18 protein-coding genes are annotated in these 20,977 nt (G+C 56.4%); 4 read left to right on the forward strand and 14 right to left on the reverse strand.

The genetic code is table 11. From position 1 onward, the window contains the following. Window positions 1–44 precede the first annotated feature (44 nt). Entirely contained in the window at window positions 45–656 is a 612-nt protein-coding gene (locus MIM_RS20235; protein ID WP_025374586.1) for a superoxide dismutase, read from the forward strand. A gap of 77 nt (window positions 657–733) precedes the next feature. Here the strand turns inward: MIM_RS20235 and MIM_RS20240 are convergent, their stop codons facing one another. Continuing rightward, window positions 734–1,531, reverse strand: a complete 798-nt coding sequence (locus MIM_RS20240; protein ID WP_025374587.1) for an SDR family NAD(P)-dependent oxidoreductase — start codon at window positions 1,529–1,531, stop codon at window positions 734–736. A 364-nt stretch (window positions 1,532–1,895) separates the two neighbouring features. Here MIM_RS20240 and MIM_RS20245 point away from each other — a divergent pair, with 364 nt between their 5' ends. Next, window positions 1,896–2,876 carry a Bug family tripartite tricarboxylate transporter substrate binding protein gene (locus MIM_RS20245; protein ID WP_025374588.1) on the forward strand — a complete coding sequence of 327 codons (981 nt, stop codon included), beginning with the start codon at window positions 1,896–1,898 and terminating at the stop codon, window positions 2,874–2,876. 73 nt (window positions 2,877–2,949) lie between these two features. Here the strand turns inward: MIM_RS20245 and MIM_RS20250 are convergent, their stop codons facing one another. The 10 genes from MIM_RS20250 to MIM_RS20295 form a co-directional block, all read right to left on the reverse strand. Next, complete coding sequence (locus tag MIM_RS20250; protein ID WP_158318761.1) at window positions 2,950–3,915, reverse strand: hotdog domain-containing protein; 966 nt, start codon at window positions 3,913–3,915, stop codon at window positions 2,950–2,952. A 71-nt stretch (window positions 3,916–3,986) separates the two neighbouring features. Further along, window positions 3,987–4,766, reverse strand: coding sequence for a carboxymuconolactone decarboxylase family protein (locus MIM_RS20255; RefSeq protein ID WP_025374590.1), 780 nt, complete (start codon window positions 4,764–4,766; stop codon window positions 3,987–3,989). A 69-nt stretch (window positions 4,767–4,835) separates the two neighbouring features. Continuing rightward, a complete protein-coding gene (locus tag MIM_RS20260) occupies window positions 4,836–6,092 on the reverse strand; it encodes an SDR family NAD(P)-dependent oxidoreductase (RefSeq protein WP_245592785.1) in 1,257 nt (418 codons plus the stop codon). A 14-nt stretch (window positions 6,093–6,106) separates the two neighbouring features. Beyond that, a complete protein-coding gene (locus MIM_RS20265) occupies window positions 6,107–6,865 on the reverse strand; it encodes an SDR family NAD(P)-dependent oxidoreductase (RefSeq protein ID WP_025374592.1) in 759 nt (252 codons plus the stop codon). Between the two features lie 121 nt (window positions 6,866–6,986). Then, window positions 6,987–7,946: an acyl-CoA dehydrogenase family protein gene (locus tag MIM_RS20270; protein ID WP_025374593.1), complete on the reverse strand. Its 960-nt coding sequence runs from the start codon at window positions 7,944–7,946 to the stop codon at window positions 6,987–6,989. A 2-nt stretch (window positions 7,947–7,948) separates the two neighbouring features. Further along, the gene (locus MIM_RS20275; protein ID WP_025374594.1) at window positions 7,949–9,151 is read right to left on the reverse strand and encodes an acyl-CoA dehydrogenase family protein; all 1,203 of its coding nucleotides are present in this window, start codon (window positions 9,149–9,151) and stop codon (window positions 7,949–7,951) included. 18 nt (window positions 9,152–9,169) lie between these two features. Continuing rightward, window positions 9,170–11,311, reverse strand: a complete 2,142-nt coding sequence (locus tag MIM_RS20280; RefSeq protein WP_025374595.1) for an acetate--CoA ligase family protein — start codon at window positions 11,309–11,311, stop codon at window positions 9,170–9,172. Window positions 11,312–11,314: 3 nt separating this feature from the next. Then, window positions 11,315–12,085, reverse strand: a complete 771-nt coding sequence (locus MIM_RS20285; protein WP_025374596.1) for an enoyl-CoA hydratase/isomerase family protein — start codon at window positions 12,083–12,085, stop codon at window positions 11,315–11,317. A 91-nt stretch (window positions 12,086–12,176) separates the two neighbouring features. Further along, a complete protein-coding gene (locus tag MIM_RS20290) occupies window positions 12,177–12,971 on the reverse strand; it encodes a flavin reductase family protein (protein ID WP_025374597.1) in 795 nt (264 codons plus the stop codon). Between the two features lie 22 nt (window positions 12,972–12,993). Beyond that, window positions 12,994–14,055: an LLM class flavin-dependent oxidoreductase gene (locus tag MIM_RS20295; RefSeq protein ID WP_025374598.1), complete on the reverse strand. Its 1,062-nt coding sequence runs from the start codon at window positions 14,053–14,055 to the stop codon at window positions 12,994–12,996. Window positions 14,056–14,167: 112 nt separating this feature from the next. Between MIM_RS20295 and MIM_RS20300 the strand changes: the two genes are divergently transcribed. Then, window positions 14,168–15,109, forward strand: a complete 942-nt coding sequence (locus tag MIM_RS20300; protein ID WP_025374599.1) for a LysR family transcriptional regulator — start codon at window positions 14,168–14,170, stop codon at window positions 15,107–15,109. A 36-nt stretch (window positions 15,110–15,145) separates the two neighbouring features. Here the strand turns inward: MIM_RS20300 and MIM_RS20305 are convergent, their stop codons facing one another. The 3 genes from MIM_RS20305 to MIM_RS20315 all read right to left on the reverse strand — a co-directional run bounded on the left by MIM_RS20305 (window position 15,146) and on the right by MIM_RS20315 (window position 18,085). Beyond that, window positions 15,146–16,039 (reverse strand): SMP-30/gluconolactonase/LRE family protein, encoded by an 894-nt coding sequence (locus MIM_RS20305; RefSeq protein WP_245592786.1) that lies wholly within the window; start codon window positions 16,037–16,039, stop codon window positions 15,146–15,148. An 82-nt stretch (window positions 16,040–16,121) separates the two neighbouring features. Next, window positions 16,122–17,096: a Bug family tripartite tricarboxylate transporter substrate binding protein gene (locus tag MIM_RS20310; RefSeq protein ID WP_025374601.1), complete on the reverse strand. Its 975-nt coding sequence runs from the start codon at window positions 17,094–17,096 to the stop codon at window positions 16,122–16,124. A 20-nt stretch (window positions 17,097–17,116) separates the two neighbouring features. Continuing rightward, window positions 17,117–18,085 (reverse strand): Bug family tripartite tricarboxylate transporter substrate binding protein, encoded by a 969-nt coding sequence (locus tag MIM_RS20315; protein ID WP_025374602.1) that lies wholly within the window; start codon window positions 18,083–18,085, stop codon window positions 17,117–17,119. A gap of 427 nt (window positions 18,086–18,512) precedes the next feature. On the opposite strand from MIM_RS20315, the gene MIM_RS20320 reads away from it, so the two are divergent. Then, on the forward strand, window positions 18,513–20,909 hold the full coding sequence (locus MIM_RS20320; protein WP_025374603.1) for a membrane-bound PQQ-dependent dehydrogenase, glucose/quinate/shikimate family: 2,397 nt from the start codon (window positions 18,513–18,515) through the stop codon (window positions 20,907–20,909). Window positions 20,910–20,977 lie beyond the last annotated feature (68 nt).

A 20,977-nucleotide genomic window follows, 5' to 3' on the forward strand; every position in this document is an offset into this window, starting at 1 on the left:
CCGGTTCCGCACCATTGATCCTTGCCACTTATCAGGAGCTGTTCATGTCTTATACCCTACCCTCTTTGCCTTACGCATACGATGCCCTCGAACCCAATATCGATGCGCAGACAATGGAGATTCACTACAGCAAACACCATCAGACCTATATCAATAATCTGAATGCTGCGCTGGAAGCAGAGAAACTGCCGATGCCGCCGGTAGAGGAGTTGATTGCCAATATTGATGCCCTGCCTGAATCCGTGCGCGGAGCCGTGCGCAATAACGGCGGCGGCCACGCCAATCACAGCCTGTTCTGGCAAGTGATGTCACCGGACGGTGGCGGCGTACCGGATGGCAAACTGGCCACAGCCATTGATGCCGATTTGGGTGGTCTGGAAAAATTTCAGGAAGCGTTTACCAAGGCAGCGATTTCACGCTTTGGCAGTGGCTGGGCCTGGCTGAGCGTCACGCCGCAAAACACACTCGTGGTTGAAAGTACCGCCAATCAGGATAGCCCGCTGATGACCGGCAATACGCCCGTGCTGGGCCTGGACGTGTGGGAGCACGCTTATTATCTGAAGTATCAGAACCGCCGTCCGGAATATATCGCGGCCTTCTACAAGGTAGTGAACTGGGCGGAAGTAGCGCGTCGTTACGAAGAGGCGCTGCGTTAATACCCATTACTTACCGGTGTTGTCAGGGCAGCACCCCGAGAAGGGCACTGCCCGCCTTGCAACACAGGCCACCTCGTTTATGTACGTCGTGGGCGGGGAATATGACTCATGAGTGATTGAGTGAACGCACCGTCCACAACAATCTCGGCACCGTTAACATACGACGAGCGATCGCTCACCAGAAAAGTAGCCACATTTGCAATATCTTCCGGCCTTCCGATGCGACGCAAGGGCACTGCGTTTTCCCTTTTCTCCCGCATTTGAGGATCGGCATAATACGGCTCGCTCAGCGGAGTACGAATCAGGCCGGGGCTGATCGCGTTGCTGCGCACGCCCTGCTGCCCCCACTCGAACGCGAGTTGCCGTGACAACATCAGAATCGCGGCCTTGGTGGTGCTGTAGGCGCCACTGTATGGCTGCGGATTTGATCCGGCAATCGAGGCGACATTCACGATGGATCCTGCTCCCCGCAACTGCATCCCTTTGCCGAAAGCCCGGGCACACCGCAGATAGCCGGTGACATTAATATCGATCTGACGACTCCAGTCGCTCACACTCAGCGAATCCAGATGCCCCTGTATGGAGACTGCAGCGTTGTTGATCAGCCCATGACATTCGCCAAAATGGCGATTGACTGACTCAACGGCTGCCAGGACCTGCTCATCCTGGGCTACATCGCAGGCCAGAGAAAGGCATTCACCCTTGGTTTGCTCACGCAATGCGGCCAGCTCGTCCTGCGACAGCGCCTGACGATCCAGCATGGCAACATGAGCACCGTTTTCCAGCAACGCCTGCACTGTCGCGCGACCAATGCCGCCATTTGCCCCGGTTACGGCCACCACACGCCCTGTCAATGCCAACCAGCTATCTTTCATTGTCATCCTTCCCTATTGCATTTGTATTGATGTATGTCATTTGTCATGCAGCATCAGCATCGCCGTCTAAGCACACCTCTACCCACCGCTACACTGCATTGCCACGATGTGAATTGGCGCCGCCAAACACGACGGTGCCGTTATCTTAGCCTGCGGGGCTGCTGGCGACTAGCGCGCGATCATGCAAAACACAACCAACAGGATGGCAGACAATACTCCGAGCCTTTGGGCAAACGCGATTGCCCCTGAATGTGCAGTTTTGTTCTGCACACCCGCCTCTTACCGACCTGCCATTGACAGTGTATAAAACGATGTGGGTAACTACCAAAATAAAAGTAGACATAACAACGGAGACAAACTGTATATGACTTTCTTCGAACGCACCATGCTGATCGGTGCCGCTATATTCGCCCTTGGCACAGGCACGTCCCACGTGCAGGCAGCAGATTCGTATCCGGACAGACCGATAAAAATTGTGGTGCCCTATTCTCCCGGCGGTTTTACCGATATCCTGGCGCGTCAGATGTCGAAACAACTCTCTGACAAGTTTTCGCAGCCTGTCGTCGTTGAAAATAAACCAGGCGCGGGAACGATTATCGGCGCCGAAGCGGTAGCACGCGCCAAACCCGATGGCTATACATTATTAATGGCGGTGACTACCACGCTGTCCTCTAATCCACACCTGTTCTCAAAGCTGCCGTATAAAATTTCGGACTTCAAGCCGGTTGCACTCACCGGCCTGACGCCATTTGTGCTGGTTGCCAATCCATCCGTTCCTGCCAATAATGTGCGCGAACTGATCGAGCTGGCCAAAAAGGAGCCGGGCAAGCTGTCTGCAGCGACGCTGGGCAATGGTTCCTCAACGCATCTGGTGCTGTCCATGCTGCGCGGCGCGACGGGTGCAGAGATACTGGACGTACCGTATAAAGGCGCCTCACCTGCCTTGTCGGATCTGGTGGCCGGGCATGTTGATTTGTTCTTTGATGCGATCACGACGTCGCTGCCGCATATTCAGGCGGGCCGTCTCAAGCCGATTGCGATAACATCTGAAAAGCGCTCTGAAGCCGCGCCGTCTATTCCGACATTTCGTGAAGAGGGAACGCCTGAAATGCTGGCCTATTCCTGGTATGGCTTGCTGGCCCCCGCCGGCACATCCGACGCGATAACGGAAAAGCTCAATAAGGCGGTGAATGAAGCACTCGCTTCACCCGAGATTCAGGAGAAATTTCGTACCGAGGGCGCCGAGTCGCATCCGATGAGCGCCAAAGCATTCGGCGAGCTGATAGAGGAACATTCCAGAACCTGGGGCAAGGTCATCAAAGACCTGAATATTCAACTGGATTGATTCCTAAGGAAAGGCGCGATGCGCGTGGCGTCTTTGCGCTGAACACACCGGAGACCGTGAGCGCCAGGAAAATCTATTCCCTGATCATCGTTGACTGCGCCTGCAGCACAAGGCGTCCTGTTGCTGTCCTGATCTCACACAAAACATGGGCCAGATTGCGCCCCGCATTAACGATCTGGCTGGTAGCGGTCAGAACCCCTTCTGTACCCGGGCGAATAAAAAGGGCGTTGATTTCCAGCATTCGCCAGCCGTCCCTTACCGTGGCCAGGCTGGTATTGATTGCCAGGCCAAGTAGAACACCGCCCTGTACGTGACCCACTCGATTGCCGATATGCAAGCCACACTGGATCTCGCAGGTTGCGACATGGCCTTCGCTGGTGGGTGTCAGGCCCCAGAAGGTTTCTGTAAACGTCGTCTTATCAGGCTGAGTTTTGTCATTTGCACGGTCCGCCAGGGCCTGCAAGGCACGTTGGTACGTGTCGTTTTCCTGAACAGACAGATCGTTAACTGCAAGCAGGTCAATTTGCTCCCAGGAATGATGATCAGGTTGCGATTGAACAGGTCGATCAGCAGGACGCTCCAGTACGGCAAAACTGCCTTCGGCAAAACAGATTTCCGTTTCTCCGGACAGAATCGTGACACCGCTGTTTCTGATCGCAATGGCGTTATCGTCCGATTGAAAGCGACCACGACTATTGGCTACAAGCCGCTGCGTGGCGTGTTGGCCGGTAAAAGTAAGTTTGGCGCTGATGGTTGCCAGCCGGGTTTCGAAGCCGACTTCACCCCGAATCGATGCGGCCAGCGCAACGTCGGCAAGAATACATAGCGCCACCGGCAACGGCTGACCATGCACATTCAGATTGCTCTCCAGATCCATGCTCAGCATCGCCCGATGGTGATCGACCGAGTCATAGGTGATACCCAGATAATACCCCGGCAAATGCCAAGGGGCGTCGCGCTGCAGGCTGAGTGCTTTCAGGACGCGCGTTACTTCGGGGCTGGACGACAGGTTATCTGCGGACGGGTCAATTGCGTGCATATTTCGATTGAATTGCGCCGGATATATGTCAACCGGCATTGTCTGTGTACAGAGACGCAATTTTACACGTGTTATGCCGGGTCCGAATGCTTGTGCTCCTTAGTCTGGCACTCGATGTGTTCTTCGAATGTATTCGCGCCCAATGCCGTGCCATGGATAGACAGATGCGCCGTCAGTTGTATGGCTTGCAGAAGTTCCGCCTGACTGATGTTCATCTGCAGTGCGCTGCGAATCCGGATGCGTAGCATGGTTTCATTGAAGCCCGTGAAACATGCAGCCAGAGCAACTTCAATCAGTACCCTTTCGGCAGGCGTAAGACCGGCGTCCGACGTTGCGAGTCTGCTGCCGCCCTCTTCCAGAAAATCCAGCAATACATCCAGATAACCCGGATCCAGTTGCGCGATCTGTTCCATGAAAGCAGGCACTTCAGAAAAGTGACGCAGCACGCGACTGCGCTGCGCTTCAGACATGACGTGCCCGGCGTCAACACCGCTCTCTTCGGCAAGAATACGGACAGCGTCATACACATGGCTTAGCCCCTGACCTGCAACAATATGCAGGACGTCAAATACATCGGCGGCCGTCACGCCGCATTGTCGGGCGAAGTCCATATGCGTGCGCAGGCCCGCCGGGTACAGATGCGTTGCCGAGCTGTCCAGCGCAATATAGATGAGTTCGATCATGCGCGTTGACAAGGGACCATGCCGCGCCGGATAGCCGGCGTAGGCTGCATACCCTTTCAGAAACAGGGGATTGTGACGCAGGATAGCCTGTGTCCAGGGTCGCCAGTATCCGCGCTCGGCAATGAAGTAGGCCCTGATCTGTTCCTGGTCTGGTGTAATGTCGGTCATGATTGAGAATTAGCGGTAAGGGTCAGGAAGCGCGGGAGCCTAAGCGTATCGTTTGCAGACGATACACGCTCATGCACCCGGCGCACGAATGATCTGTCCGGTCATAAACTGCATGCGGGCGCCGCTAACGAATCGCATTAGAGGGACCAGGGCATCTGCAGGCGCATCTGGATTTATTTCAATTGCATTGACACGCATCGCACGCGGCCCCAGTTCGCACGCCAGGCTGTGAATCAGCATGCGTGCTGCGGCCATGTCACCCGCCTGCTGCCACTGAACAGCGCTGCGGTTCGCTGGCATTAACAGGGTAAGGCTGCTGTGCGGGCCATTCTGACTGGTGTAGCGGCGTGCTGCTCTGTGTACGGTTTGCAGCATCTGACCGTGTTGCGCGTGCAGGCAGGAAAAATCAAGGGTCGCGAGGTAACGCGGCTCACCGTCTGCCACGTTGGCATCTTCCGGGTTAGCACCGCCCAGTGCGACGGCCCAGGCAGCGGACGGGTTTCCGGCAAGTTGATAATCGACGGTGCATTCGAATGACAAGGGCTGCAGCGCAGCAGGTGCGAACGGCTTGCTTCCTCCGAAAATAGCCGATCCGCCATCCACGCTCAGCCACTCGCCAGACAGTGCTGCGGCACCTGTTGAGGCCAGGAAAAAAAGGGCTTCGGCCATGTCTCTGGGTTCTGCCATACGACCCAGAGGAATTTTTGCAACGATATTTTTCGGTTGCAGGCGACCGATGTCGATGAGTTCAGCCACCAGTTCGGTTCGTACAAATCCCGGACACAGCACCGTGACGCACAGATCGGGCCGGGCAGCGGCCAGTGCCTGAGTTTGCGCAAGCAGACCGGCTTTAGTCGCGCTATAGGCGCCTCTTAGCGGGATAGCGTGCAAGGCGGCACCCGAGGCCACATTCACGATGCGGGCCCCCGGGCGCAGTTGCGCAGCCACCGCCTCGATAACAAGCGCTGGTGCGCGCAGATTTAATGCAACCAGGCGGTCCAGTTGCTCCACATCCTGGTCGGTCAGGGGCAGCCCGCTGGTATCGGACATGCCGGCATTGTTAATAACCGCATCCAGAACAAGTGTGGCGTCTGCCAGAGACTGTATTTCTGCAGGCACCGTCAGATCAACGGTTCTGCTCAAATGGGTGATTTCATTGACACCTTCGGATCTACCCGAGGAGGATAGCGTGCCTAACACCTCGGCAAGCGCCGTGGCATTGCGATCAACCAGTATGCAGCGCCAGCCTCTGCTGGCGAACAGCATCGCGCTGGCCCGCCCGATACCAGAAGCCGCACCAGTAATCAGCACCGTAGAGATAGTCATAGCCTGCCTGGCCATCAGATATTGGTAAAAGTGATACCGCCATCAACGACGAGTGCCTGACCGGTGATGAAACCCGCTTCATCGCTAGCCAGAAAGCAAATGCCCCTGGCAATGTCGGTGACAGTTCCCAGACGGCCCAGTGGCGTACGGGCAATGCGATTGGCATCACGTTCGGCATTGCGGTTGCGTTGCGTCCCTTCGGTCGGTACCGCCGACGGACACACGGCATTAACGCGAATATGGCGCGCACCCAATTCTGCCGCAGCCGCACGCGTGATACCCAGCACACCAGCTTTGATGCCGGAATAAACGACGGAATTCATGGCTGAACGCAACGCGGCGGTCGAAGCGACATTGACAATAACACCTCCCTCGTCCGGATCCATGACATCAACTGCTGCCTGCAACCCCCAGATAATCGACTTAAATCCGATATCTACCATGCGATCCACGGTTTCCGGCATGATATCGGGAATGGCTTGATAGCGAACCCATGCGGCGTTGTTCACCATGATATCCAGCCGCCCCTTGTACTGATGCGCCCGCTGCACGGCTGCTGCCACGCCGTCGCGTGTCGCCATGTTCTGCACCACGTCAAACGCAGCGCCCCCGGCAGCCGTGATTTCCTGGACAGTGGCTTGTACAAACTCCTCTTTGAGATCATTCACACCCACAATCGCCCCACGCGCAGCCATTTGTTTTGCTGTTTCCTTGCCGATCCCGTTACCCGCGCCGGTCACCAGGGCCACGCGGCCTGCCATATCCTGTTGCATTGCTGTCTGTTCCTTCTCTTGTCTTCGATCGCTTGTTTTATTTCGTTTACGTAATTTCGTTTACGTAATTTCGTTTATGTTATTTCGTTTGTCATATGACGTTTGCTTTATGCCATTTGTCTTATGCTGCAGCGATGAACTGCGCGCCCAGCTTTTCCAACTGGTGCCCATGATTGAAGGCAGCTTCGATTTTTCGCACGTCGCGCAGAGCATAATGCAGGGGCAATTCCCAGGTAAAGCCCATTCCGCCATGCAGATGAATGGCCTTTTCGATAATGAAAACGGTATTGCTAATGGCTCCTGAAAAAGCCGTTTCTGCAGAACGCACGTGACTGAACTCGTTATTGCGCAATGCGCGCTGCAGTGCTGCGGTTGATGATTCATGCAGCAATCTCATGCGGGCCAGGGTATGCCGTACCACTTGTTTGGCAGACAACGGACGGCCAAACTGAACCCGCGTGGCGGTGTACTCTGCTGCCCGCGCCAGTGCCTGTTCGGCCAGGCCATTGATGAAACCGGTGTACAGCACGTGCGCATCATTCATTAACGCGCGCCAGGCCTGAGACGATAGTCGTGCCTTGATGGTGGGTGCGTCAATGGTAATGTCGTAATGTGGATAGTCAGGGTCCATGGCGCCATTGGCCTGTACAGACACGGACTGTGCTTCCAGCAAACTGGCTCCGTCCTGGTCTGCTACCAGAATCCAGTCGCAGACATCAGCGAAGGCGGCGTGCGTCGCGCTCTTTTCCGATACGCTGCCTTGCCAGGCGATGACACCAATTTTGTCGCCAGCGACCAGCGCATCGGCAATTTCACTATCGGCAAACGCCCGCGCCAGCAGCATTTGCTCCATCAGGGGGAAATGCAATTGCAGCCTGCCGGCTGCTTCGCATATCGGCACACCAAATTCAAGACTCAGGCCCAGACCGCCCCGCTCTTGCGGCGCGCAAACACCCAGCAAACCCGAGGCTGCCAGCACTGCAGCCGCCTCGCGCGGCTCGCGTCCGAGTACGTCGGCAACCGCTGCGGCGGCCGCTTCTGCAAACTCTTCCGGACGCAGACTTTCTTCCTGATAACTCATGATCAGATATCCTTTGGCAATTGCATAATGCGTTGTGCAATGATGTCCAGTTGCACTTCGGTGGTGCCCGCGTAAATGGTTTCGGCATGTGAAAACAGATACGCAGTGGTAAAGTGCTTGCGCGCGCGCTGCGCCAGGGGGCTGGAGGACGGCCCCACCTGGGACACTATTTCCTGCGCCAAAGCCATAAATGCCTGATGGCATTCAGACCAGAACAGTTTGGTGAGTGACCCGCGTGCGCCAATGGCCGCGCCGCTCATCAGTTGCTCAACCGAGCGCTCCACCAGACCTTTAAGCGCATCGATTTCGCAAACAAGCTGACCAATACGTCGCTGGTAGTAACTTTCTTCCAGCCGCCTGGACAATTGCGCATCTGACTTGCACGCCTGAATCAACTGGCGCAATTCAGCTTCAAAACGCCAGGCTCGGTACATGCGGTTAGTCGCGCGCTCAATCGACAGTACGCGGATGGCGGCACTCCAGCCTTCATCGGGCGCGCCCAGGCGTGCACTATCGGGCACAACCACATCGTCAAAAAAAACTTCGGCAAAAGATTCTTTATTATCGATGGAACGGATCGGCACCACACGGATGCCCGGCGTATTCATTGGAACGGCAAACATCAAAAGGCCGCGATGTTTGTCGGCGACCGTGCCAGTGCGCGTCAGTAGCAGGCAATAGTGCGCTTTGGCCGCACCACTGGTCCAGATTTTCTGACCGTTGATGCGCCAACTGTCCCCTTCCTGTACCGCGCGGGTGCGCAATCGAACCAGATCGGAGCCGGCATCCGGTTCGGAAAAGCCCTGACACCAGTATTCGCGCATCTCAAGTATTGCGGGCAGAAACGCCTGCTTCTGCACTTCGGTGCCGACCGTCATAATGATGGGGCCGGCCAGCTCCTTGCCAATGGAGCTGACGCTCTCGGGCATGGGCAGAGCGCCGATTTCCTTGTTCACGGCCAGATGTTCGCGCAGGGTCAGGCCGTGCCCGCCGTATGCTTTGGGCCAGGTCATCCCTGCCAGGCCGGCACGGTACATGGCCGCTTCCCAGTCGCTGGATTCGGCAAGTGTGGGGCTACGGTAGTCCAGACTGTCCGAACGCATATAAGTCGGAAGATTGTTCTTCAACCATTCACGGGCGTGCGTACGATAGGCATCCGGCGCCGTGGCAGGGTCGGGAATAATCGGATTGGAGTGAAAATCCATGGTTGACCTTAAAGAGTGTCATTCAGAGGTGCTGTCGGCACGACGAGGAATCAGGAGCGCATCAAGCACGACGATCCCCTCACCTTCGGGCCGGACCAGCACCGGGTTCATATCGATTTCCGCCACATCGGCAGCGTGGCGGCAGGCAAATTCGGACAATCTGGTCAGCGCCTGTGCCGCCGCAAGCACATCGGCTTTTTTACGGCCTCGTGCGCCATCCAGCAGCGGAAACAGTTTCAGCGAACGGATCATTGCCAGCGCTTCCTTTTCCGATACAGGCGCTGCCTGCACAGCCACGTCTTGCAGTATTTCCGCATAGATGCCGCCGCTGCCAACCATCACCACCGGACCGAACACCGGATCTCTGGAAACCCCCATGATCAGCTCGTTCCCGCCGCTGAGCATGGGACTGACCAGTACACCGTCCAGCCGAGCTTCTGGCGCGTGCTTTGCAGCGGCCTGCATAATCTGTTCATATGCGCTGCGAACGGCGACCTCATCGGCCAGATTCAGCAATACGCCACCTATTTCGGTCTTGTGGGCGATGTCCTGCGACACAATCTTGAGCACCACCGGGAAACCGGTAAGCGTTGCCTGTGCCGCCGCCGCGTCGGCCGAGGTGACGACTGCTTCCCGAGGCACGGTAATGCCGGCGGCAGCGAGCGCTTCCTTGGCGGTATATTCGTTACGAAAAGCGTCGCTGTCCAACGCTTCGACCAAACCCCGATAGGATGTTGACTCGGGCAGCGCAGACAATTGCCCCATGCGTACCAGGGCGGCCAGACCGCGCGCCGTCGCATCAATCCCCGGAAAAACAGGAATACCCAGATCATTGATTTCACGGACGGCATCGGCAGGTCCCTGGCTGGTCACCACCAGCAGCCGGTCGGGATAGCGGTAACGAATGTCCTTCAACGCTTTCATATACACGCCGCGCAAACGCGTGTTGTATAGCGACAGCGACAGGAAGATCTGCGTCACGTCGGTGTGTGTATCTTCCATCAGCGCGGCAAGTGTGCCCTGCAGAACATCGGGTCGCGCGGATACCTGCGCAGTGGCATCCACAGGATTATTGGTTCCGGCCAGCGGCAGAATCTGCAGGATTTTTTCTTTTGTCTGCGGGGCCAGTTCGGTGAGCGCCAGACCCGCTTTGACCGTAGCATCGGCCATCATGATGCCAAAACCGCCCGAGGCGGCCAGCAGTGTAATGCGGTTCCCTTTGGGCAAGCCTGCGGGCAGCAGCAGCGCGGCGGCATGGGCCACATCGAGCAGTTCTTCAATAGCATTGACACGCAGGGCGCCATAGCGACGGAACACCGCATCAATAACCGCATCCGAGCCAGCCAGCGCACCGGTATGGGAGGCCGCTGCAGCCTGCCCCTGTTCGGTCGAGCCGATTTTGAGCACGACCACTGGCTTATTTTTTTTACACGCCAGATCCAGCGCGCGCGTTAGTCTGTCGGCATCGCGGCAGGTTTCCATGCAGCACAGGATCAGGCGGGTTTGCGCATCCTCAGCCAGCGCTGCGATGCCGTCGGCCACGTCAATATCCGCCTCATTGCCGGTAGCGATGAAATGACTGATACCCAACCCCCGTCGCGCAATATTCTGCACAGCAAAGCTACCGATATTGCCCGATTGCGAAACAATACCCACGTGGCCGGCAGGCGGCATGCTTTGTTCAAGGATAATAGAAAAAGAGCCAATGACTCCCTGCGCAACACTGATCGTACCCAGACAGTTAGGCCCCAGCAGGCGCATGCCATGCCTGCGGGCAATAGACACCAGTTCGGCCTGTAGCACGGCGCCATCGGGACCGGCTTCGGCAAAACCTGAAGAGAGCACCACCACACCACGCACGCCGATGGCAGCGCATTCCAGCATAGCCTTGACGGCAGCCGCCGCCGGTACGGCGATAATGGCCATATCGGGAGCAGCGGGCAATTCACTGATCGAGGCGTAGGCCGGCAGGCCCTGAATCTCGCCACCGCGCGGGTTGACCGGATAGATCTGGCCCTTGTAGCCGTATTTAAGCAAAAAATGGATGGGACGACCGCCGATCTTGGTGATGTCATCGGAGGCACCAATAATGGCAATTCCCTGCGCGTTAAAAAAGGCATCCAGCCCCGCTCCGGCTTGCGGCACAACGAACGTATCCATTGCTCAGCACCCTTTGAATTTGGGTTCGCGTTTTTCCAGGAACGCCATGCGCGCTTCGCGTGCGTCCTCCGTCTTGGCCAGCATCATGGTGAACTCCTGCTCGAAACGGTACGCATCACGTTGTGGCATCACATCTACCATATTGGCCGCACGCTTGGCGTAAATGGTTGCCAGTGGCGCTTTAGAGGCAATCACGCGCGCCAGCTCCATCGTGACAGGCAGCAGCTCTTCGGGCCTGAGCACCTCTTCAATGACATTACGGCGCAACAGGTCGTGAGCACTCAGGCGTTGGCCTGTGTAGAACATGCGACGCAGTGTTGAGCGGCCAAAAAGCGTACGCAGCATTGAGGCACCGCCCGCCAGACCGACATTGATTTCCGGCATGCCGAAGGTTGCGTTCTCTGACGCATACAAAATATCGCAGGCAGCGGCCAGGCCCAGGCCGGCGCCGAGTGCCGCGCCATTCACCGCAGCAATGACCGGCTTGGCGCATTCGCGGATGGCATTGCCTGTTTCACGCGTAATACGATTGTGTTCAAGAAAATCGCCGGGAATATCCTGATCGGGCCGATCTTTCAAATCGGCACCGGCGCAGAAAACCGAACCGCTGGCCGTCAGAACGGCGCAGCGCACATCATCGCGTGCAGAGATTTCATCAAATGCAGCGACCAGTTGGCGACGCATTTCACGGCTTAACGCATTAACCGGCTTGCGATCCATTGTCACCAGCGCCACATAGTTGGATACGTCGATATGAACAAATTTTTCAGTCATGGTTTTTCTTTGTTGAATTCGGATTAAGGTTGCTGGCTGGCTGGCTAAGGCCATGCGAATACGTCGCATCGGTGTTGACTGCTGCCGGGATTCAGCCCGGCAGCGGCTCCAGACGGTGCATGCCGGCATTGAAATTGATCATGGGACTGGCCTGGCGGCTGACCGAACGACGAATCTTGCCAACGATCATGCGGTGCGTGCCCAGTGCCTGAGTATTGACGATATCGCACTCCACCGTGGCCAGCGCATCGTTCAGCACCGGCTGGTCATGCAGGCCCTGGCGCCAGTTGCCTTTGGAAAAACGCGCAGGCCCCTGTTTTTCACACAGAAAGGTAGAAAGCACTTCCTTGTGTTCTTCGCCCAGCACGTTGGCGACAAAACGATTGTTTGCCAGCAGTGCCGGCACAATGGACGAACGCTCATCAATAAAAAAGCCAACCAATGGTGGTTCGGCAGAGATGGAGGTGAGGCTGGACACAATCAGACCCGCGACGCCGTCACCGCTGCCGGTTGTCACGGCGCTAATACCGGCAGGCAGCGCACGCATGGCAGCCTTGAACTCGACCTCAGTCACGACTTCGTCAATCTCATTGCATTCGATATGAACGCGCACATCACCCTGTTCGTCTACCCAGCCCACTTTGGCGGCATAAGCCAGCATCCCGGCAAAGCCGCTTTCCCATTCTGCTTCGCCCGCGCGGCCGCAAAGGTAACGCAGCACCGCCGGCGACAGGCGGATATGATCGCTGTCTTCGCGCCGGCCGATTTTGCGGATGGCCAGCTCCAGCTTCTCGGGCGGCTGCGGATCTACCAGAACATCAAGCCTGCGAAATTCCGCAGCATCAAGAACAGTAACAGCACCGGTGTTGGTCAGATGAATGCGCACGATTGTCTCCCTGGGTACTGCCTCAGGCGGCTGCCTTGAGACCCAATTCCTTATTGATGGCCGGAATGATTTTGTCACCCCAGAGTTCGATTTGTTTGAGCATGGTTTTCTGATCGAAGTCGCCCAGCTGGGTTTGCAGGGCAATATGTTTGGGCTTAAGAATGCTGATTTCTTCAAGCAGTTTGTCGATCACCTGATTAACGGATCCGACCGGCAGGTTTTTACGCAACTCGTCGAAGCTCATATCGGTGGGTGACGGTACTTCCTGAATCATGTAGCCGTCTTCAGACTGGGCACGACGGAATTTCAGACTTTCCGAAATGCGGCGCTGGAAGCGGGCGTTATCCAGATAGGCATCTACTTCCGCCTTATTGTCAGAAGCAAAACCGCAACGCAGGAAGCCGAATTTGACATCACGGTCCAGATTCTTGCCTTCATCGTGGGCGACTTTTTCCAGCCGTTCACGCAGCTCTTTGATGCCGTCATTGCCTTTGAGCAGTGATGTCACAAACAGATTATGATTTTCGCGTACGCCACGACCAAGTGCTACCGGATTGCCCGAAGTAATCCACAGCGGCGGCATCGGGTTCTGCACACAGCGCACCGCAATTGAGCTGGGCGGCAGCTTCAGAAATTCACCCTGATATTCAAAAGTCTGTTGCGTCAGCCCCATGGGGATCATGTCAAGAAATTCGTTATAGATTTTGGACGCATCTTCCAGCTTGACGCCGAACCGTTCGAATTCAAATGCCTGGTAGCCCGACCCGATACCCAGGTCCAGACGACCATCAGATACGGTGTCTACAAAGCCGACTTCGGCCAGAAAGCGTGCCGGGTGATACAGGGGCAGAATGCACACGGCCGTGCCAAGACGGATCGTCCTGGTCATGCCGGCACAGTGAGCCACCATCATGAGCGGCGAAGGAGACAGGGAATAATTGTTGAAGTGATGTTCTGCGTACCAGGCGTTATTGAACCCGGCCTGTTCCGCAGCGATCGTTTGCTCGACCGAGTTGCTGATGACTTGCTTGGACGACTGATGGTAGCCGCGCTGTTGTGCAAGAATGAATACACCGAATTCCATGAGAACTCCTCTCCAGTATGTATTAATTGACTTGCATCAATATTAAATTATAATCACCGAACGACGGAATAGCCAAAATTCGGCGCTCTGTCCTGCATAATTTGAGGGAATCATGGATCGTCTTAGAGCAATGGAGCTTTTTCTGTCAGTGTCCCGTACCGGCAGTTTCACGGAAACCGCCAAACAGTACGGCGTGTCCCCGACGTCTGTGTCCCGCATGATTACCGACCTGGAACAGGAACTCTCCGTCCGGCTTCTGCTGCGCTCGACCCGGCAGGTCATGCTGACCGAGGCTGGCCAGGAGTACGCGCACCAGCTCGATGGCATTCTGTGGAGCATTCATCATGCCCATGACAATATTACGGCGATCAGTTCCTCACCACAGGGGTTGCTGCGGGTGCACTCCCGGGTGATGTTCGGCGTGGGCGTACTGACGCCGCTCGTTGCTCGTTTCAGAACACTTTATCCGGATATCCACGTTGAATTGCTGCTGGCCGAAGCTCAGGCTGATCTGCGCCTGCAGCAGGTAGATGTTGATTTTCGCATTGCACCACCGGTAGAAGCGGGACTGAAGCGCCGTATTCTATTCAAAAGCGACCGCTATCTGGTGGCGTCACCTGACTATATTGCTACCATGCCGGAACTCACCAGCCCGCCACAACTGTCCAATCACGCCTTCCTGTGCTACCTGAAACCGGGGGAGCGCTACGTGTGTCGTTTCATGTCTGATAAAGGCGTTGACGAGGTCGCACTTAATCCCCGCCATGTAACCAATAGCGGCATCGTACAACTGGAGCTGGCGCGGCTGGGAGAAGGGATTGCCCTGCTGGATGACTATACGGTGGCCAACGATATTGCTCAGGGTCGTCTGGTCCGGCTGTTGCCGGATTTCCGGGTGACCAATTCGTCTTTTGAAGACGGCATCTACGCCACGATTCTGGACACCCCCATGATACCTGCAAAAATCCGGGTGTTTCTGGATTTCGTGGCAGCCGAAGTCTCGGGCACCGAGAGGCGCTTTCTGGCGTATCGGCAACCGGGTGCAACCGGTTAAAGGCAACGGAGCCAGAGGTAAGGTCAAACAGTCCGGTCAAGCAGACAAGCCAATGCGGGTGTGCGCAGGCACCATTCCCTGCATGCCACAACCACGGATACGCAGAATCGCCCCGTCCAGCGGCCCATCGGCGCGCAGGCGTCCGCTATCGCTGATGGACGTAACGAAAAGCTCGTCCAGACGTTCGCCCCCGAAGCAGAGCGAGGCCGGATGCGTGAGGGGCAACGAAATTCTGTGAGTCATCACGCCGTCCGGGCCGAAGCGAGCAATGGCGCCGGCACGCACCAGGGCGGTCCACAGGCCGCCCTGCGTATCAAAACAGCAGCCATCCGGGCCGGAATCATAAGGGCCTGTGTTAACGAAGAGGCGCCGGTCGGCAAGCGTGCCATCGGCGGCTATCACATATGAATAGATGCTGCGAGTACTGCTGTCGCTGATATACAGCCGCAAGTCCAGCGGATTGACACAAGGGCCGTTGGCAATCCCGATGCCGGTATCAAGCTTCATCAACACGCCATCTGGGCGCAGCCGATAAAGCCCGCCCAGCGGCGGTTCATTTTCTTCACGATAAACATGCATGGTACCAACAACAAAACTGCCATCGGGCATGGGTTCGCCGTCGTTCAGACGCAAATGGGGATGGCTGTCTTCAACTGCTGCGAGAAACTGTTGCGCACCGGTGAGCGGGTCGACCAGAACGAGCTTTTCCTTGAGCGCGACCAATAGGCGACCATCTGCATTCAGGCAGAACGATCCTGCCGGAGCCGGCACCGTTACGCTGGCGGCGATGATGCCCGTTGCCGGGTCCAGTCGCCGGATCACACCGGCCCGGCTGTCGATAAACCACAACTGCTGGTTTGCTATATCCCAGACTGGGCATTCGCCGAGCGCTGCACGGATGGTACCGACGGGTGCAATTTCAATTGCCATCGATCAAATTGCAGTCGCGATTGGAAAGAAACAGCGCATTGTGTTACTGGCAGTAAGCCGCTGCTTACTGCGCGCCGGATGTTTAGTTGATGACAATGTGATTTTCCTTGATGACTTTACCCCAATACTGACGATCGGCCTGCAATTGGGCATCCAGCACCCTCGGACCACCGGCTTTTTCAGTCTGGCCGTTATCCCGCAGCAGCTTGCGGAATGCCTCACTTTTGACAGTATGGACGGCGGCGGCAGAGATTTTCTCAATGACGTCGGGCGGCGTACCTTTGGGCGCATGCAAGGAGGTCCAATAGGACGATTCAAGTTGCGGGTAACCCAACTCCGTCACGGTGGGGATATCCGGAAACGACGGGTCCCGTTTATCGGTTGTGAGTGCCAGTATTTTCAGATCACCTGCTTTCTGATGCTCGATCAGGGCTATCGGAGTGGCGTAAGACAGATCACCGCGCCCGGCCATCAGATCGATCAGGGAGGCTGTATTATTCTTGTAGGCAACCGCCGTCAGCGGTACGCCAAACGCGGTTGACACAACGCGGCCGAACAGATCCGTCACGCTGCCGGGCCCCATCGTGCCATACAGCAGGGGCTTGTCGGATTTTTTTGCATACGTAACCAGTTCACTCAATGAGTTGACGCCAAGGGAAGTGGGCACAGTCAGCGTTAACGGGCCCTCAAACAACATGGCCACCGAGTCGAAACTATCAAACTGATATTGCAAATTAGGGCGCAACATAATATTGAGCGAGATTGGTCCGGTTCCGCCCAGCAGCAATGTTGTGCCATCAGGCTTGGCACGTGCCACATACGCTGCGCCGATAATGCCATTGGCTCCGCCTTTGTTCTCCACGATCACATGACGCCCCAGCTCCTTGCTCATACCTTCGGCCAGCAGGCGTGCGAAGTTGTCGTTGGTACCGCCGCCAGCATAGGGAACGATAAGGGTAATGGGCTTGGCTTCGTCCTGCGCGAATGCGGGCGGCAGCATGAACACCACACCTGCCATAAGCGCAGCGATCATGCCGCGTCTTTTATTGTTCTGCATTCTGTCTCCTTTGGGCAATGCTAATTGATCACAATCTTGTTTTCGTTAATGACCGCCCCCCAGTGTTCACGGTCTGACTGCAATTGCGCATCCAGTACCTGCGGCCCGCCTGGTTTACCAATTTGCCCATTCTCTGTAAGAACACGCTGGAACGCTTCGTTATTGACCGTCTTCGTGGCCGCAGCGGCGATCTCTTCGATCAAATGAGCGGGCGTGCCTTTGGGTGCCAGCAGCGCCGTCCAATAGGACGTCTGTAGTTGCGGATAGCCCAGCTCGACCACGGACGGAATGTCCGGAAAGTGCGGATCTCTTGCGCCCGTGCTCAAAGTCAGAATCTTCAGGTTACGGGCATTCTGAATCATGGGAACGGGCGTAGCGTAGTTCATGTCGCCACGTCCCGCCATCAGATCAATGAGCGCAGAACTATTATTCTTGTAAGCCACAGCGGTTAACGGGATGCCGAAGGTCTTGGCGACGATCCGGCCATAGAGATCGGTCACACTACCCGGCCCCATGGTGCCGTAAAGCAGGGGCTGGCCGAGTTTTTTTCCATAAGCCACCAGCTCCTCGACCGAGTTCACGCCCAGCGATGTGGGAACGGTAATGGTAAGCGGTCCGTCAAACAGCATGGCGACCGAGTCGAAGCTTTCAAAACGATAAGGCAGCGACGGACGCAGCAAAACGTTCAGGGAAATGGGGCCTGTGCCACCCAACAGTAGCGTATTACCATCCGGCCGGGCACGGGCGACGGATGAGGCACCGATAATACCGTTAGCCCCACCTTTATTTTCGACGATGACGTGACGGCCCAGTTCTTTCCCGATGCCCTCGGCCAAAAGTCGGGCAAAATTATCGTTGGTGCCGCCTGCGGCATACGGCACCACCAGAGTAATAGGCTTGCCTTCTGCCTGCGCACGGGCAGGCAGGGACGTAACAATCGCACTGCCGACGGCAGCGGCCATAAAACGGCGTCGCTTAATATTGCGCATTGATGTTCCTCCATAGCTATTTTGTCCCCTGCGATGACATTCGTGATTGCGCGGCAGTTAGTCCACGCAATGATGTTTGAAATACCTCAACATCCGGTCAGCCATGGCCTGACGCATCAGTACATTGCCGACGCCAATGGCAGGGTTATATAAGCAGACAATCATATATTTGATTTGTGTTCATTATTACCCCAGCAGATTGCAGTACTGTTTTGCCTGATTCCACCGTAAAACTGTGTTTCTCTGAAGAGACGGCCAATACCCAATCACGGCAGGGCATCCCGAATCCCTCGCCAGCAACGGAGCTCCAACAGACAGCCCGGCGCTATACCCCCACAAGATCATGGATATTTCAACTGACAAGTCTTATATAAGATATATACTTCATATTACGTTTGAAACATTCGAATGTTAATGGGGAAAAACTATGTCAACGGATAAACACTCGCCACCCAAACCCTGGTGGCCTCGTGTATTTGGAATCGTGCTGGCGCTCATGGGCCTGGCATTATTGATCGGCGGTATTCGCCTGGTGTCGCTGGACGGCTCCTGGTACTACCTCATCGCAGGCGCTGCAACGCTGATCGCAGGTCTGCTGTTGCTGGCAGCCAAGGCCTCTGGCGCGCTGCTGTATTTTCTGGTGGTCATCGGCACCATCGTCTGGGCCTTTGCTGAAGTAGGCTCGGCGTTCTGGGGACTGGTGCCCCGTCTGGCGCCGGTGCTTGTTCTGGGCCTCATCGCAGCACTGGCCTTGCGCAGCCTGCGTCCTGCAACACGCGCACTCGCCATTCCTGCCGCCCTGGTGCAATTAGTGGTACTGGTGGTTGGCGGTGTGATGATGTTTTCTCCACAAGGAACCATCCAAAGCCCGGTGAACAGCGCGGCCAAAGTAGTCAATAACATCCCTCTGGTGACAGATCCCAACAGCACCGACAATCGCTGGACACAATACGGCCGCAGCGGCCACAGCGACCGCTTCGGACCATTTGACCAGATCAAGCCGGACAATGTGAACCAGTTGGAGGTCGCCTGGACCTATCGCTCGGGCGCACAGACCGGGGGTAGTAATGAAGACCAGGCCACACCGATACAGGTGGGCGACTCACTGTATCTGTGCACACCACAGAACAAGGTCATCGCACTGAATGCAGAGACGGGAGAAGAACGCTGGACGTTTGATCCCAAGCCGAAGCTGAGCCCTGCCTGGAACCGTTGCCGCGGTGTTGGTTACTATGAAGTGGCCGATCAGGACAAGTCTGAAAATGGCATGTGCAATGCACGCATTATCACAACTGACAAACAGGCTCGCCTGTGGGCGCTGGACGCCAAAACCGGCGAGCTATGCCCGGACTTTGGTGATAGCGGCAAGGGCTATACAGACCTGAGCAATGGCATGGGAGAATACCCCGACTTTTACTATATGCCAACCTCTCAGCCACTGGTAGCCGGCGATCGCGTGATCATTGGCGGCTGGGTATGGGACGGCAAGAAAACCAATGAGCCCTCCGGCGTGATCCGCGCATTCAGCGCCAAAGACGGTTCGCTGGACTGGGCATGGGATTTGGGCAATCCGCAGATTACCAAACTGCCACCGGAGGGCCAGACCTATACGCAAGGCACGCCTAATTTCTGGTCACATGGCGCGTACGACGAAAAACTGGGCCTGGTCTATCTGCCTTTGGGCAATGCCACGCCAGACTTCTGGGCAGAGCACCGTAGCGAAGCCATGAACGAGAATGCTTCATCCGTGGTGGCACTGAATGTGGAAACAGGTCGCCGTGTGTGGCAGTTCCAGTCGATGCATCTGGACACCTGGGACTACGACAACGGAACACCCCCAACGCTGGTGAACGTTCCTGACGGCAAAGGCGGCAATACGCCCGCACTGGTACTGGCAACCAAAACGCATCAGCTGTTTCTGCTGGATCGTACCAACGGCAAGCCGCTGGCCGATGTAGAAGAACGCCCTGCACCACAGAAGACCATGCAGGGTGACGCGCCCGCAGCGCCAACACAACCGTGGTCTGCGGGAATGCCGCAGCTGGGCGCAATGACGATGAGCGAAAAGGACATGTGGGGTGCCACCATGTTCGACCAATTGTTCTGCCGCATCAAGTTCAAGCAGTTGAACTATGAAGGACCATACACCAAAATCACCGACAAGCCTACGCTCGTGTATCCCGGCTATTATGGCGGCTTTAACTGGGGTGGTCACGCCTATGATCCGCGCACCAATATGTTGATTGTGAATGACATTAACATGCCGCAGATCGTTTTCCTGGCGCCACAGGCAACAGCCGAGGCAATAACCAAGGAACTCAACGCCAGCGACATTACCCAGGCGAAATGGACCAACTCGCATGTACAGGACGGTACGCCTTATCAGGCAGTACGCGGTTCGTTCAATTCCTTCCTGGGACTGCCTTGCCATCAGCCATCGTGGGGCAATCTGACCGGTGTTGATCTGAACACCAAAACCATTGCCTGGCAGGTTCCACTAGGCACGGTTGAAGATAGCCGTCTGATGGGCGTGCGCACCAGCCTGCCTATCCCGCTGGGCATGCCATCACTGTCTGGCCCTGTGGCCACGGCAGGCGGTCTGACGTTCTATGCGGGTACCCAGGATTACTATCTGCGCGCTTTTGACAGCAGCACCGGCAAAGAGGTCTGGAAATCCCGTCTGCCCGTTGGTGCACAGGCAACACCTATCACTTATCTGTCTCCGGAAACCGGCAGGCAATTTGTTGTTGTGGTTGCCGGCGGTGCGCGTATGACACCTGAAAAAGGGGATTACGTGATTGGGTATGCCTTGCCGAAGAAGTAAGGCATAAGCAGTACTTTGTTTGATGTGGAAGCGGCCGTGATGGCCGCTTTTTTCGTGGGCTGCCAACA

This window comes from Advenella mimigardefordensis DPN7 (assembly GCF_000521505.1).
Classification (GTDB): domain Bacteria; phylum Pseudomonadota; class Gammaproteobacteria; order Burkholderiales; family Burkholderiaceae_B; genus Advenella; species Advenella mimigardefordensis.